The 12,562-nt window shown below is 65.9% G+C and carries 14 protein-coding genes and 1 tRNA gene; 13 read left to right on the forward strand and 2 right to left on the reverse strand.

The genetic code is table 11. From position 1 onward, the window contains the following. Window positions 1–220: 220 nt before the first annotated feature. The 6 genes from bioB (at window position 221) to HOP53_RS06675 (ending at window position 4,871) form a co-directional block, all read left to right on the forward strand. Window positions 221–1,345, forward strand: a complete 1,125-nt coding sequence (gene bioB, locus HOP53_RS06650; protein ID WP_234269276.1) for a biotin synthase BioB — start codon at window positions 221–223, stop codon at window positions 1,343–1,345. Window positions 1,346–1,349: 4 nt separating this feature from the next. Continuing rightward, window positions 1,350–2,504 (forward strand): 8-amino-7-oxononanoate synthase, encoded by a 1,155-nt coding sequence (gene bioF, locus HOP53_RS06655; protein ID WP_234269277.1) that lies wholly within the window; start codon window positions 1,350–1,352, stop codon window positions 2,502–2,504. Further along, window positions 2,501–3,232: an alpha/beta fold hydrolase gene (locus HOP53_RS06660; protein WP_234269278.1), complete on the forward strand. Its 732-nt coding sequence runs from the start codon at window positions 2,501–2,503 to the stop codon at window positions 3,230–3,232. Before bioF ends, HOP53_RS06660 begins: the two co-directional genes overlap by 4 nt. Then, window positions 3,229–4,059, forward strand: a complete 831-nt coding sequence (locus tag HOP53_RS06665) for a methyltransferase domain-containing protein (protein ID WP_234269279.1) — start codon at window positions 3,229–3,231, stop codon at window positions 4,057–4,059. The genes HOP53_RS06660 and HOP53_RS06665 overlap by 4 nt, the downstream gene beginning before the upstream one ends. Then, window positions 4,041–4,742, forward strand: coding sequence for a dethiobiotin synthase (bioD, locus tag HOP53_RS06670; protein ID WP_234269280.1), 702 nt, complete (start codon window positions 4,041–4,043; stop codon window positions 4,740–4,742). The genes HOP53_RS06665 and bioD overlap by 19 nt, the downstream gene beginning before the upstream one ends. Window positions 4,743–4,786: 44 nt before the next feature. Then, window positions 4,787–4,871, forward strand: a tRNA-Leu gene (locus HOP53_RS06675). A gap of 747 nt (window positions 4,872–5,618) precedes the next feature. Here the strand turns inward: HOP53_RS06675 and HOP53_RS06680 are convergent. Further along, complete coding sequence (locus HOP53_RS06680; RefSeq protein WP_234269281.1) at window positions 5,619–6,665, reverse strand: phage portal protein; 1,047 nt, start codon at window positions 6,663–6,665, stop codon at window positions 5,619–5,621. Continuing rightward, a complete protein-coding gene (locus HOP53_RS06685) occupies window positions 6,662–8,437 on the reverse strand; it encodes a terminase large subunit domain-containing protein (RefSeq protein WP_234269282.1) in 1,776 nt (591 codons plus the stop codon). The genes HOP53_RS06680 and HOP53_RS06685 overlap by 4 nt, the downstream gene beginning before the upstream one ends. A gap of 163 nt (window positions 8,438–8,600) precedes the next feature. Here HOP53_RS06685 and HOP53_RS06690 point away from each other — a divergent pair, with 163 nt between their 5' ends. The 7 genes from HOP53_RS06690 (at window position 8,601) to HOP53_RS06720 (ending at window position 12,561) form a co-directional block, all read left to right on the forward strand. Further along, window positions 8,601–9,416: a GPO family capsid scaffolding protein gene (locus HOP53_RS06690; protein ID WP_234269283.1), complete on the forward strand. Its 816-nt coding sequence runs from the start codon at window positions 8,601–8,603 to the stop codon at window positions 9,414–9,416. Window positions 9,417–9,425: 9 nt separating this feature from the next. Beyond that, a complete protein-coding gene (locus tag HOP53_RS06695) occupies window positions 9,426–10,445 on the forward strand; it encodes a phage major capsid protein, P2 family (protein WP_234269284.1) in 1,020 nt (339 codons plus the stop codon). A gap of 9 nt (window positions 10,446–10,454) precedes the next feature. Then, entirely contained in the window at window positions 10,455–11,141 is a 687-nt protein-coding gene (gene gpM / locus HOP53_RS06700) for a phage terminase small subunit (RefSeq protein WP_234269285.1), read from the forward strand. A gap of 101 nt (window positions 11,142–11,242) precedes the next feature. After that, window positions 11,243–11,713, forward strand: a complete 471-nt coding sequence (locus tag HOP53_RS06705; RefSeq protein ID WP_234269286.1) for a head completion/stabilization protein — start codon at window positions 11,243–11,245, stop codon at window positions 11,711–11,713. Continuing rightward, window positions 11,713–11,922, forward strand: a complete 210-nt coding sequence (locus HOP53_RS06710) for a tail protein X (protein ID WP_234269287.1) — start codon at window positions 11,713–11,715, stop codon at window positions 11,920–11,922. The genes HOP53_RS06705 and HOP53_RS06710 overlap by 1 nt, the downstream gene beginning before the upstream one ends. 25 nt (window positions 11,923–11,947) lie before the next feature. Next, window positions 11,948–12,292: a putative holin gene (locus tag HOP53_RS06715; RefSeq protein WP_234269288.1), complete on the forward strand. Its 345-nt coding sequence runs from the start codon at window positions 11,948–11,950 to the stop codon at window positions 12,290–12,292. Beyond that, on the forward strand, window positions 12,289–12,561 hold the full coding sequence (locus HOP53_RS06720; RefSeq protein WP_234269289.1) for a phage holin family protein: 273 nt from the start codon (window positions 12,289–12,291) through the stop codon (window positions 12,559–12,561). Before HOP53_RS06715 ends, HOP53_RS06720 begins: the two co-directional genes overlap by 4 nt. Window position 12,562 lies beyond the last annotated feature (1 nt).

Raw genomic sequence — 12,562 nt, forward strand, 5'->3', positions numbered from 1 at the left:
GGTGCGCATCGGGGCTCAATGTTTTCCTGCACGGCCTGGGTCCTTGTGCCATGGCGGACAAGCGCCGAGCTTATCACTTTACGATCCAGAAGCAGCCAAGCGGTACGCAACCAGACGGTAGTCAACCCCGCCACAAGAGCGGGTTGACAGCCCCGCAGTTTCACGTACGCTTCATGGTCAACATCATGACTTTTCAAAGTTGACCAAGGCGAGTCCCCCCATGACCGATGCCCTGCCCACCAGCCTCGGCGGCCTGTCCGATTCCCATGCCAAGGCGCAGCCGCGCCACGACTGGTCGCTGGCCGAGATCGAGGCACTCTTCGCCCTGCCCTTCAACGATCTGCTGTTCCGCGCCCAGCAGGTGCATCGCGCCCACTTCGATCCCAATGCCGTGCAGGTCTCCACCCTGCTCTCGATCAAGACCGGGGCCTGTCCGGAAGACTGCAAGTACTGCCCGCAGTCGGGCCACTACACCACCGGACTGGACAAGGAAAAGCTGCTGGAGATCGAAAAGGTGGTGGCCCAGGCCAAGGCCGCCCAGGAGGCCGGTGCCAGCCGTTTCTGCATGGGCGCGGCCTGGCGCAGCCCGCGCGAAAAGGATCTCGCCGTGGTGCTGGAGATGGTCAGCCGGGTCAAGTCGCTGGGGCTCGAGACCTGCATGACCCTGGGCATGGTGGATGGCGATCAGGCCCGCCGCCTGGCCGAGGCCGGCCTCGACTACTACAACCACAACCTGGACACCTCGCCGGAGTTCTACGGCGAGATCATCACCACCCGCACCTACGCCGACCGCCTGGAAACCCTGGCCAACGTGCGCGATGCGGGCATGAAGGTGTGCTCCGGTGGCATTCTCGGCATGGGCGAGGCACCTCGCGACCGCGCCGCGCTGCTGCAGCAGTTGGCCCGGCTCGAGCCGCATCCCGAGTCGGTGCCGATCAACATGCTGGTCAAGGTGCCGGGCACACCGCTGGAGCAGGTGGAGGATCTCGACCCCATCGAGTTCATACGCGCGATTGCCGTGGCCCGCATCCTGATGCCAGCCAGCCACGTGCGCCTGTCGGCCGGTCGTGAGCAGATGGACGAGTCGACCCAGGCGCTGGCCTTCCTGGCCGGAGCCAACTCCATCTTCTACGGCGATAGGCTGCTGACCACCGGCAACCCCCAGGTGGATCGCGACCGCGCCCTGTTCGCCAAGCTCGGCCTGCATCCCGAGCGGCGCGAAACCTGCCAGGACGACACTCGCCAGCAGGCCTCGCTGGAAGGCGCCCTGGCCCGCCAGATGACCCAGACGACCCAGGCCCAGGCGGCCAGCGCCGCCCTGGCCTACGACGCCACACAGGTCTGAGGTCATGGCGTCGGGTTCCACCGTCTGGACCGAGCGGCTCGAAGCGGCCGCAGCTTGGCGCCGTACCCAGGGGCTCTGGCGTGAGCGCGACACCCTCCAGCCGGGGCTGCTCGATTTTGCCGGCAACGACTACCTCGGCCTGAAGGACGATCCACGCCTGGCCGAGGCCCAGGCGGCAGCGGTGCGCAGGTTCGGCGCCGGGGCCGGAGCCTCGCACCTGGTCAGCGGCCATCTGGAGGTCCATGAAGCGCTCGAACGGCGCCTGGCGGCACTCGTTGGGCGACCCCGGGCGCTGCTCTTCTCCACCGGCTACATGGCCAACCTGGGCACCCTGCAGGCCCTTTGCGACAGCAACACCCTGATCTTCCAGGATCGCCTCAACCACGCCTCCCTGCTCGACGGCGCCGCGCTCGCCGGGGCGCGCTCGCGGCGCTTTCATCATCGCGACCTCGATGATCTCGAACGCCTGCTCGGCCGGGCGTCGGCAGAGGCCGCCAAACTGGTGGTCAGCGACGGTGTGTTCAGCATGGACGGCGACGTGGCGGACATCGGCGGTCTGGCCGCGGTCAGCGCCCGCCACGACGCCTGGCTGATGATCGACGATGCCCACGGCATCGGCGTTCTCGGCGCCCACGGCGACGGCTGCGTGGGGCATGCCCACGGAATCGATCGCGTGCCGGTCCTGGTCGGCACGCTGGGCAAGGCGCTGGGTACCGGTGGCGCCTTCGTCGCCGGCAGTGAAGCGCTGATCGAGCATCTCATCCAGTTCGCCCGTGCCTACGTCTACACCACCGCCCAGCCGCCAGGCGTGGCCGCCGCCAGCCTGGCGGCACTCGACGTTCTGGCCGCCGAGCCGGAGCGTCGCCAGCAGCTGCGCGACAACATCCACTATTTCCGCCGCGAAGCGGCGCTGCTCGATCTGCCCCTGGGCGACTCCTTCACTCCCATTCAACCCCTGATTCTGGGAGAGGGCCGGCAGGTCATGCACTGGGCGGCCCGCCTGCGCGAGGCAGACCTGCTGGTCGGCGCCATTCGCCCGCCTACCGTACCCAACGGAGAAGCCCGGCTGCGCATCACCCTGCGCGCCAGCCACTCGCGGGAAAGCCTGGACCGGCTGCTCGAAGCGGTGGCCCGTCTGCACGAGGAGGCCGCGGCATGACGGCCATGGTGCTGCTCTCGGGCTGGGGCATCGATGCACGCATCTGGCAGCCCCTCGCCCCCTGCTGGCCGGCCGGTATGGAGATACGTACTCCCGACTGGCCCGGTTACGGCGAACGCCGTGGAGAGACCCACCCTGCTTCACTGCCCGAGCTTGCGTCGCTGATGCGCGATGCGCTGCCCGCCGATGCCGTCTGGGTCGGCTGGTCGCTCGGCGGACTGCTCGCCGGCGCGCTGCTGGCCCATCTGCCACCGCCCCGGGCGCTGGTATTGATCGGCACCGCGGCGCGCTTCTGCCACGCAGGCGGAGTCTCGACCGCGGAACTCGACACCTTCCGCCGCGCCTTCGAGCGCCAGCCCCAGGCGACTTGGCAGCATTTTCTACGCTGGCAGCTGCAGGGCGAGCCCACTCCGCGCACGGCACATCGGCGGCTGCTGGACCTGATCGGGAGCCGCCCCAGCGCCTCGACGCTCACCCTGGAAACCGGCCTTCACCAGTTGGCCGAGATTGATTTGACGCCCTGGCTCGCCGCGCCGCCCTGTCCGATCCGACGCGTCGCGGGAACCCAGGACGGTCTGCTGAGCGAGGCGGCGCGCCGCTCGGCCGATCTGGTATTGGCCGATACCGGCCACTGCCCCATGTTGTCATGTCCGGCAGCGCTCACCGCCTACCTGGCGCAGCTGAGGGCAGAGGTGGCAGCCGACGACAAGCGCGAGGCAGCGACATGAGCGGGAGCCTTGGTCACGCCGATGCCCGGCCAACGCCGGACGATCCGAGCGTCTGGCGCCGGCAGGTCGCCCAGGCCTTTTCCCGGGCCTCGGGTCGCTATACGCAGTTGGCACAGGCCCAGCAGCAGATGGGCGCGGCGCTGTGGGAGCATCTGCCGGCCCAGGCCGAGGTCGTGCTGGACCTGGGCTGCGGCCCCGGACACTGGAGTCGACGCCTGGCGGCGTATTTCGGCCCGCACTGCCAGGTACTGGGGCTCGATCTTGCCCCGGGCATGCTGCAAGTGGCACGCGAGACCGAGGGCGAAGGCATCGCCTGGCTCTGTGCCGATGCCGCCGAGCTCCCCCTGGCCGCCCGCCAGGTGGATCTGGTGTTCTCCAACCTGGCGATTCAATGGTGTACCGATCTCGATGCGCTGATGGCCGAGCTGTTTCGCGTGCTACGCCCCGGCGGACGGGCCGTGATCAATACCCTGGGGCCCGGTACGCTGCGCGAGGTGGCTCATGCCTGGTCGACGCCGGACACCCTACTATCCTTCCGTTCGCGGCTGGAGCATCTCGCCAGCGCGCGGCTGGCAGGCTTTAACCGGGTTCACTGCAGCGAGACCGCTGAGCGCTTCTTCTACCCCGACCTGACGGCCGTCATGGCCTCCATCAGAGGGGTCGGCGCCCAAGCCACACGCTCTACCGCGCGTCGCACCCGCCACGATCTGCGCCGCGCCGAGCGGCGCTACGAATCGCTGCGCGAGCCCGCGGGCCTGCCGCTGAGCTATCAGCGTCTCACCCTCGTTCTCGACAAGGAGCCGGCATCATGTCCGCCTACTTCGTGACCGGTACCGATACCGACGCCGGCAAGACCCTCGTCGCCGCCGGCCTGCTGGCCCTGGCACGCGCCAAGGGGCTCACCACGCTGGGGCTCAAGCCCGTCGCCTCGGGCTGTGCAAACACTCCCGACGGCCTGCGCAACGACGATGCCCTGGCCCTACTGGCCCGCAGTGTGCCGGCGGTGAGCTATGACACGATCAACCCCTTCGCCTTCGAGCCCGCCATCGCCCCGCACCTGGCCGCCCAGCGCGCCGGCGTCCAGCTCGATCTGACCGGGCTGAGCGAACAGATTGCCGCCCGGCTGCAGACCCCACGCGATTTCACCCTGGTGGAGGGCGCCGGAGGCTGGCGGGTGCCGCTCAACGACAGCGAAGACCTGGCCGGGTTGGCGACGCGCCTCGATCTGCCGGTCATCTTGGTGATCGGCCTCAAGCTCGGCTGCCTCAACCATTCCCGCCTGACGGCGGAGGCGATACGTGCCGACGGCGCTCACCTGGTCGGCTGGGTGGGCAATCTGCTGGATGCCGACTTCGCCCGCGATGAATCGCTCTATGCCGACAACCTGGCGACCCTGAAGCGCACCCTCGACGCTCCCTGCCTGGGCGTGGTGCCGCGCCTGAGCCGTGTGGCCCCGGCCAGACGCCCCGAAGCCGCCATCGCGCACCTCGAGCTTCCCCATGGCAATTGACTTGCCCTCTGGGGTCCGTACAATGTGGACGCCTGCCCAACCGTGCGGATGTGGTGGAATTGGTAGACACGCCAGATTTAGGTTCTGGTGCCTTCGGGCGTGGGAGTTCAAGTCTCCCCATCCGCACCACTTTTCGTTCTAAGTAGTTGTTTTTACTGTCTCACTTTCGCAGTCCCCGCTGATTTCCAGTCCCCGCCAAGTCCCCAGCACGAGAGAGAATATGCGCGTGACGCGCGTGCGGGCATGACGTGCGCGAAGGAATCCTAGAATCCCTGGGGGGCTGGGAAAAAGGTAACAAAGGTAACGGCAAGCCGAAAAATGGCGCAAGCCGATGAAATTTAAGCATTTCAAACGAGTGTCCAAAAGGTAACAAAAAGGTGATGGAAAGGTAATGCGTTACCTTTTTGAAGGGTGATTTCTTCATTTTCTAGAATCCTTTATAAACAGCCACTTATGGCGGCGTTACCTTTTGCAGTACCTTTTGTTACCTTTTAAAGGTAACGCCTGATTCCTTTACATTCAGTCACTTGCAATCAAAAAATGGCCGAATTACCTACGTTACCTTTTTCCGAGCACCCCCCACCTTCTGAGAATCGCTCTCGCTCGCCGGCTGTCTCGCCCTGGCCTTCGGTTCGCACAAAAACGCAAGGAAACACAAACGCTTAGAATCCCTTCGCCTCGCTATTCTGTGGCGCTGGCAGCCTTGGGCTGCACGCACGAAAAAAAAGCCATGAAGAAAGCCCGGGGGCGGGGGGGAGGCGGCGCGGCGCAGGTGATGGACCTGGGGGCATGGTGGTCGCGGCGCGAGGTGGCGCGTGCTGACGAGCAGGCACAAAAAAGCCGCCCAGCGGGCGGCAAGCGGAGCATCCGATTGTGTCAGGCGGCGCTTGGCTCGTCTTCCTCGAGGCGGTACGGCCGGAACCTCACGATCTCCTCCCCCACGATCTCGTTGATCTCCTTCAGGCTCTCCTGGATCGGCTCGAGCTCGTTGACCACGAAGACGCGGGCTGCCTTCTCGGCATCACCGAAGCCGGCAGAGTTTGTGGGCACGATCCCCATCAGCTGCGGGGGGATCCGGTGGCCGGCGAGCTGGTCGTCGCGCGTGAGGTTCTTGATGTTCCAGAACTCGTCCTTTGCCGCGACCTCAGACACGGGGATCACCTGTACCCCGTCCTTCTTGCCCTTGGGGGAGTAGAGGAAGAGGTTGCGGAAGTTCCCGGGGCCCTTGCTGTCCTTGAGGGCCTGGCGCATCGCGTCGATGTCTTTCTGATCATGGGCGGGGTCATTCACATACATGATGAACCCGGCATGGCTGCCGTTGAGGTAGTAACGCCGACGGAAGAGCGTGGCCGATTCGTTCAGCCAGGCAGACTGCAGACTCCCGATATAGTCGGGTACCCCGTAGATCGACTGATCGATATCGGGCTCGAGCAGGTGGACCACCCTGCCCCTCGGTAGCTCTATCCGCTCGAGGTAGTTGGGTACCCACCAGTAACGATCGGCATCGATGCCGCCGCGGCGCATGTACTTGGCGCGGAGATGGCGGAACGGCAGGCGCCGGCCGAGCAGCCCCCGCACTTCCTCGAGGTAGCCATTGCCGAACACCAGGTAATCCAGCACCAGGGCGCTGAACACTTGCCTGCTCAAAAGGGGGTGGGGTTCAAAACTTCTGAGCAAGATGTTGCGCTTCACCTGCATGGCGGAGCCATGGTGCGCCGTGGCGCGGTAGCTCTTTGCCAGGATCGAGAGCGGGATCGGCGGCTCGTACCACTCATCCGGAGTGAGCCAGGCCCCCTCATACCAGATATCCCGCATGCTGGTGACCGGCTCGGGATCTCCGAAGCTGAAAGCCTCCATCCTGGCCCCGCCGTCTGTGGTGTAGGCCGGCACGCGAATGCGCGGCTTGCTGGTCGTCTCGCTCATTCGTAGATCTCCATCATGGAGCCCGCACCTTCTTCGGTTGGGCCGTCGATCGGTTCATTGTGCAAGGCATGCATCGTCGCCCACGCCAGGTCGGCGTGGCCGGTGGCGCGGCTGCGCCCGCTTGAGTAGGTGTACTGCCGACCGCTCGGCGTCAGCTCGCGCTTGATGGCCATGAAGCTCTGGGCCAGGTCGCTCCATCCGGCATCGAACTCCAGCCGGCCCTTGCGCATGATCTGCTGGGCCTGCATGACCAGCATGCCCTTGACCGCCGGGTCGTAGCGGAAGCGCACCAAGGTGGGGAACCACTTCTCCACGTGTTCAGCCACCGCTTCGCCCAGGCCGGTGACATCGATGCCGATATGCTCGATGCGGTACTTCTCCTGGAACGACTTGATGAATGCCGCCTGGGCCTCGTAGTCCTCGCCTTTGAGCCGGTGCCGCTCGAGCAGCCGGTGCTTCTCATTCTTCGTGCGCGCCGGCAACACCACGACGAGGCCGGCGCCGTCCCCATCCTCCCCGGTACCGGTGGGGTCGTAGCCGATCCAGACGCCTCGCTCGCCCACCGGGCGCGGGGCGAAGGGGCGGTAGTCGTCCCACTCCTCCCAGCTGTCGACCATGCACGGATGGACGAGGGCCAGGGGGAAGGCGCTCTGGCTGTCATCGACGAACTGGCACATCAGCAGGTTGTTGAACTCGTCGACGCTGTACTCGAGCCGCAGCTGGTCCAGGTCGAACAGATCACATCCACCCCGAATCGCATCCTCCACGGTCACGATCTGCCGCCACTGGCCGTCCGGGCAGAGCCTCCCGGCCGCCAGCGCCGCGTGGCTCACGTCGAACTCGACTCGCTCGGCCTTGGGCCGCCGAGCGTTGAACAGCTCACCGGACCAGAACGGGTAGGCCTCATGGCCCAGGCTCGAGGGGGTGGAGAAGTACGTCTGCCGCCACTTCTTATGCATGGCCATCCCGGACGTCACCTTCCTGAACTCCTGGAAGCGGTGAATCCAGAAAAACTCATCCAAATAAACGTCGCCGTGGTAGCCCTGCGCCGTCTTGCTGTTAGTGCCAAGGAAGTGCAGCTCGGCGCCGTTGTCGAGAATGATCGGATCGCCCTTCAGGTCGACATCGCAGATCTCTTTCACGAACTGGACGATGTAGCTGCGGAAGATGTGCGCCTGCGCCTTCGATGCGCTCAGGAAGATCTTGTTGCGACCATGCTCGGCGGCATCGACGATCGCCTCGCGGGCAAAAAAGAACGTCGCGCCGATCTGGCGGCTCTTGAGGATGTTGCGGATACGATGCTTCTGGCCGGCCTCGTACCAGCCAAGCTGATACTGAAAGCTGGTCTCAAGGAACGCTGCCTTGAGCAGCTCGACCTGCGCCTCATCCAGGGCGTTCCGGCGCTGCTTTCGCCGCGGCGCTTCGTTCCGCGCGTGGATGTTCGGGTTCAGGTCCGATTCACGCCCCGTCTCCTGGTACCGGTGCACCCGGGCCAGCCGCTCGATCTGCCGGACCAACAGATCGATCTCCTTGAAGTCACGCCCCTCCTTCTCCGGCTTGGCGATCAGCTGGACCAGCCGCGCCTCGAGCGCGCCCTCCACCCGTTCGAGCGGCGTGGCCTCCTCCCACTTGTCGCGACGCTTCCAGCTATGAAGCGTGTCCGCCTTCTCCCCAAGGAACTCAGCAATACGAGCCACCCGCCACCCCTGCCAGTAGAGGTGGCGGGCGGTGATGCGAGGCGAATCGAGAGTATCGGGGGGCATTGTCGTCATGCGGCCAGCGTACCCGCGCGCGTGAGCGCCTTATCTGCATGGGCCATGTACCAGGGGAGCCGTACACGCCGGGCAGATTGAGGCCCCGCGCATGGGCGAGGAACCTGACCGCACATGACCGCAACCTAAGCCAGCCGACCGATAACTCAGCCGAGGGCACCTCATGAAATGGTTCCGCGTCGCCACTCAAGGCGCTACGACAGATGGCCGCGAGATCTCACGCGAGTGGATCCAGCAGATGGCCGAAAACTACGACCCGAAGAAGTACGGCGCGCGAGTGTGGATGGAGCACATCCGCGGCATTCGCGCCGACAGCGATTTCGGCGCCCTGGGCGACGTCATCGCGGCCAAGGCCGAGGAAGTCGAAGACGGCAAGCTCGCGCTTTTCGTGCAGATCGACCCGACCCCTCGCCTCAAGGAGATCAACGGCCAGCGGCAGAAGGTTTACACCTCCATCGAGGTGAACCCCAAGTTCGCCGATTCCGGTGAGGCCTACCTCGAGGGCCTTGCAGTGACCGATAGCCCCGCGAGCCTGGGCACCGAGATGCTCAAGTTCTCCGCCCAGCAGGGCGACAAGAGCCCGCTCGCCGCTCGCAAGCGCAATCCCGGCAACCTGTTTTCCGAAGGTGTCGAAGTCGAGCTGGATTTCTCCGACGAGAAGCCGGCGGACGAGGGCCCGAGCCTGATGGAGCGCGTCACGGCGCTGTTCAAGAAGCACGATGCCAAGACTGACAAGGGCTTCGCCGCCTTCCGCGCTGACCTTGAGCAGACCCTCGGCCTGTTCGTCCAGAAGCACAGCGCCTTGGCCGACGATCTCGCTGGCCGGCCCACCGCCGAGGCCTTCTCCGAGCTGCAGGCCGCTCACACCGCGCTGAAGGGCCGTTTCGACGAGCTCTACAACCAGCTCGACCGCACCCCCGACACCCCGCCCCGCACGCCTGCCACCGGTGGCGAAGGCGCTCAACTGACTGACTGCTGAGGAACCCCGATGCGCAACGATACCCGTAAGGCCTTCAACCAGCTGCGAGACCGCATCGCTCAGCTCTCAGGCGTCGACACCGCCTCCGAGCAGTTCAACGTCTCGCCGTCGGTCCAACAGACCCTGGAATCCAAGATCCAGGAAAGCTCCGAGTTTCTCGACCGGATCAATATCGTCGGCGTCGACGAGCTCAAGGGCCAGAAGATAGGCCTGGGCGTGACCGGTCCCATTGCCGGGCGCACCGATGTCACCCAGAAGGACCGCACGCCGCGCGATGTGACCGACCTCACCGACACCACCTATGAGTGTGTGTCGACGGAGTTCGATACCTACATCACCTGGGCCCAGCTCGATGCCTGGAGCCGCTTCCCCGACTTCCAGCAGCGCGTGCGCAACGCCATCATTCGCCAGCAGGCGCTCGACCGCATCATGGTGGGCTTCAATGGCACCACGGCCGCCACCGAGACCAACCGCGTCGAAAATCCGATGCTGCAGGACGTCAACAAGGGCTGGCTGCAGCTCTATCGCGAAAAGGCCCCTGCCCGGGTGCTCAGCGAAGGCGCCAACGCAGGCGAGGTGCGGGTCGGCCCTGGTGGCGATTACGAAAACCTCGACGCCCTGGTCTACGACGTCGTCAACGAAATGATCGACCCCTGGCACCGCGAGTCCACCGAGCTGGCCTCGATCATGGGCCGGAAGTTGCTGGCGGATAAGTACTTCCCGTTGATCAACCAGAACCACGCGCCCACCGAACAGCGCGCGCTGGACATGATTGTCAGCCAGAAGCGGGTTGGCGGGCAGCAAGCAGTGCGCGTGCCCTTCGTTCCCGATGGCAGCTTGCTCATCACCAGCCCGCAGAACCTCTCGCTCTACTGGCAGCTCGGCAGCCGCCGCCGGCACATCCTCGACAACCCCAAGCGCAACCGGATCGAGAACTACGAGAGCTCGAACGACGCCTACGTGGTCGAGGATTACGGCTTCGGCTGTCTCGTCGAGAACATCGTGTTCGGCGACTGGACCGGCGAATAAGGAGGCCCGATGACAAGCCCCGCCCGTAAGCACTTCCAGCGCGTCTCCGCCGCCCAGGCGGCGGGGACTGCCCAGCCCAACCGGCCCCAGAACGGCGACCAGTACGAGCTGCACGCCGCCGCGCTGTGGGAAGCCCGCCGCACCCTCAAGGGCATCAAGTCCGTGCAGGCCAAGATCGAGAAGAAGCGCGAGCTGTTGCCACAGTTCGACGACTACGTGACCGGCGTGCTCGAGGCCGGCAACGGCGCCCAGGACGACGTGCTGATGACCGTCCTGGTGTGGTGCATCGACATTGGTGCCCTCGAGGGCGCCCTGGACATTGCCGAGTACGCCATGCGCCACAACCTGCAGACACCCGACCGCTACGAGCGCGACACCCCCAGCCTTATCGCCGAGGAGATCGCCGAGCAGGCCCTGCGCATGCTCGCCGACGATGGTACCGCCGCCTCTCGCATTGCCGAGATCCTCGAACGGACCCAGGCGATCACCGCCGATCACGACATGCACGACGAGATCCGCGCCAAGCTGCACAAGGCCTGGGGCTACGCCCAGCGTGACGCCGGCATGCTGGAGGCCGCCCTGGGCAACCTGCAGCGCGCCCTGTCGCTCAATGACCGCGCCGGCGTGAAAAAGGACATCGAAAAGCTCGAACGCGAGCTCAAGAACGCGGCCCCGGGCGACACCGCCCAGGGCTGACCCAGAGTCGCCCGCCGACGCCAAGGGGGCGCCGGGGGAGAGCGGGCTACGGCCCCATCTCGTTGATCCCGGCCCACCCCCTTCTTACATGAGTCGTCGCCATGTCGCTGATCGCCGCCGGTACCGGCAAGACCGAAACGCCCCTCGAGGAGATCGCCAACAACGGCTTCTGGCCGGCGGTATCGCCGTCTGACTTCCGCGATGCCGAGCGCCTCGACGGCACAGTTACCGCGCCCCGCCTGGTACAAGCGCTGCGCGTGGCGATGGCAGACGTTAACCGGCAACTGGCCGACTACCAGGCCGAGCAACAGGCCGCCGGCATCGAAAGCGCCGCGGCCATCCCGCTCGAGCCCTGGCAGATCGAAGGCCACCATGCCCAGCTCTACCGCCGCGCCGTCTACGCCCAGGCCCACGCCGACCTGCTCGAGCGCTATCGCTCCTACAGCGCCACCGGCGAGGGCGACGAGCGCGGCGAAGCCAAGGATCTCGCCGCCGACGACTACCGCGGCGATGCCCGCTGGGCAATCGCCGAACTCACCGGCCGCACCCACAGCACCGTGGAGCTGATCTGATGCAGACCGTGCGCGCCCACCAGGGCGAAACGCTGGACGCACTCTGCCACCGCGTGCTCGGCACCACGGCAGCGGTGACCGAGCAGGTGCTGCAGCTGAATCCCGGTTTGGCCGAACTCGGCCCGATTCTGCCGGAGGGCACCCCGGTCAAGCTGCCCGACGCCCCGCCTCAGCCAGAGCGGCGCGACGTCATTCAGCTCTGGACATAACGAAACGCAATACGCAGAGGACCTCATGGCCGAACCCAGCACCACGACCGCCGCCGGTACCGCCACGCTCACCGCCGTGGTGATCGGCCTGCTGCCGGGCATCGACGCCAATGCCGTCATTGGCGCGTTCTGCGGCGCGAGCCTGTTCGTGATCAGCGCCAAGGATCTCGGGCTGTTCGAGCGCCTCGCCTATCTCGCCATCTCGTTCTGGATCGGCTATCTGGGCGGCCCCGCGATGCTCGGCAGCATCATCGACCACAGCGCCGTGGCGGCATTCGTTGCCGCTGCGGTGACCATCACCGCCGGGCTGAGAGTCATCGAGGGGGTCAAGACCCTCGACCTGAAGGCCTGGCTAGGAGGCAAGAAGTGACTATCGCCGAGCTGGTGACCGTGATAGCCGCCCTGGTGATCATCGCCCGCATCCTGACGTTTCGGCGCAACGGCAGCCGCTACCGACCCGGCGTGTCTTTCCTCGCCTGGCTGTCCGTCGTCACGTGCACAGTGATCGTCGTGCGCATCATCGCTGCGGGAGAGCCGGAAGCCTGGTGGCTCGCCCTGCTGCTCGCCGCTACCGCCGCCCTGGTGCTGCGCGCCGGCGGCAACCTTGCCCACTTGTTCCGCCCACGCCGGAGGCAATGAC

This window comes from Billgrantia ethanolica, assembly GCF_021404305.1.
Lineage (GTDB): Bacteria > Pseudomonadota > Gammaproteobacteria > Pseudomonadales > Halomonadaceae > Halomonas > Halomonas ethanolica.

Coding starts and splice junctions, on each gene's coding strand:
- bioF (WP_234269277.1), top strand. CDS start 1,350: ATGGCGTCGGGTTCCACCGTCTGGACCGAGCGGCTCGAAGCGGCCGCA.
- bioD (WP_234269280.1), top strand. CDS start 4,041: ATGTCCGCCTACTTCGTGACCGGTACCGATACCGACGCCGGCAAGACC.
- HOP53_RS06710 (WP_234269287.1), top strand. CDS start 11,713: ATGCAGACCGTGCGCGCCCACCAGGGCGAAACGCTGGACGCACTCTGC.
- bioB (WP_234269276.1), top strand. CDS start 221: ATGACCGATGCCCTGCCCACCAGCCTCGGCGGCCTGTCCGATTCCCAT.
- gpM (WP_234269285.1), top strand. CDS start 10,455: ATGACAAGCCCCGCCCGTAAGCACTTCCAGCGCGTCTCCGCCGCCCAG.
- HOP53_RS06660 (WP_234269278.1), top strand. CDS start 2,501: ATGACGGCCATGGTGCTGCTCTCGGGCTGGGGCATCGATGCACGCATC.
- HOP53_RS06685 (WP_234269282.1), bottom strand. CDS start 8,437: ATGACGACAATGCCCCCCGATACTCTCGATTCGCCTCGCATCACCGCC.
- HOP53_RS06695 (WP_234269284.1), top strand. CDS start 9,426: ATGCGCAACGATACCCGTAAGGCCTTCAACCAGCTGCGAGACCGCATC.
- HOP53_RS06665 (WP_234269279.1), top strand. CDS start 3,229: ATGAGCGGGAGCCTTGGTCACGCCGATGCCCGGCCAACGCCGGACGAT.
- HOP53_RS06680 (WP_234269281.1), bottom strand. CDS start 6,665: ATGAGCGAGACGACCAGCAAGCCGCGCATTCGCGTGCCGGCCTACACC.
- HOP53_RS06690 (WP_234269283.1), top strand. CDS start 8,601: ATGAAATGGTTCCGCGTCGCCACTCAAGGCGCTACGACAGATGGCCGC.
- HOP53_RS06715 (WP_234269288.1), top strand. CDS start 11,948: ATGGCCGAACCCAGCACCACGACCGCCGCCGGTACCGCCACGCTCACC.
- HOP53_RS06705 (WP_234269286.1), top strand. CDS start 11,243: ATGTCGCTGATCGCCGCCGGTACCGGCAAGACCGAAACGCCCCTCGAG.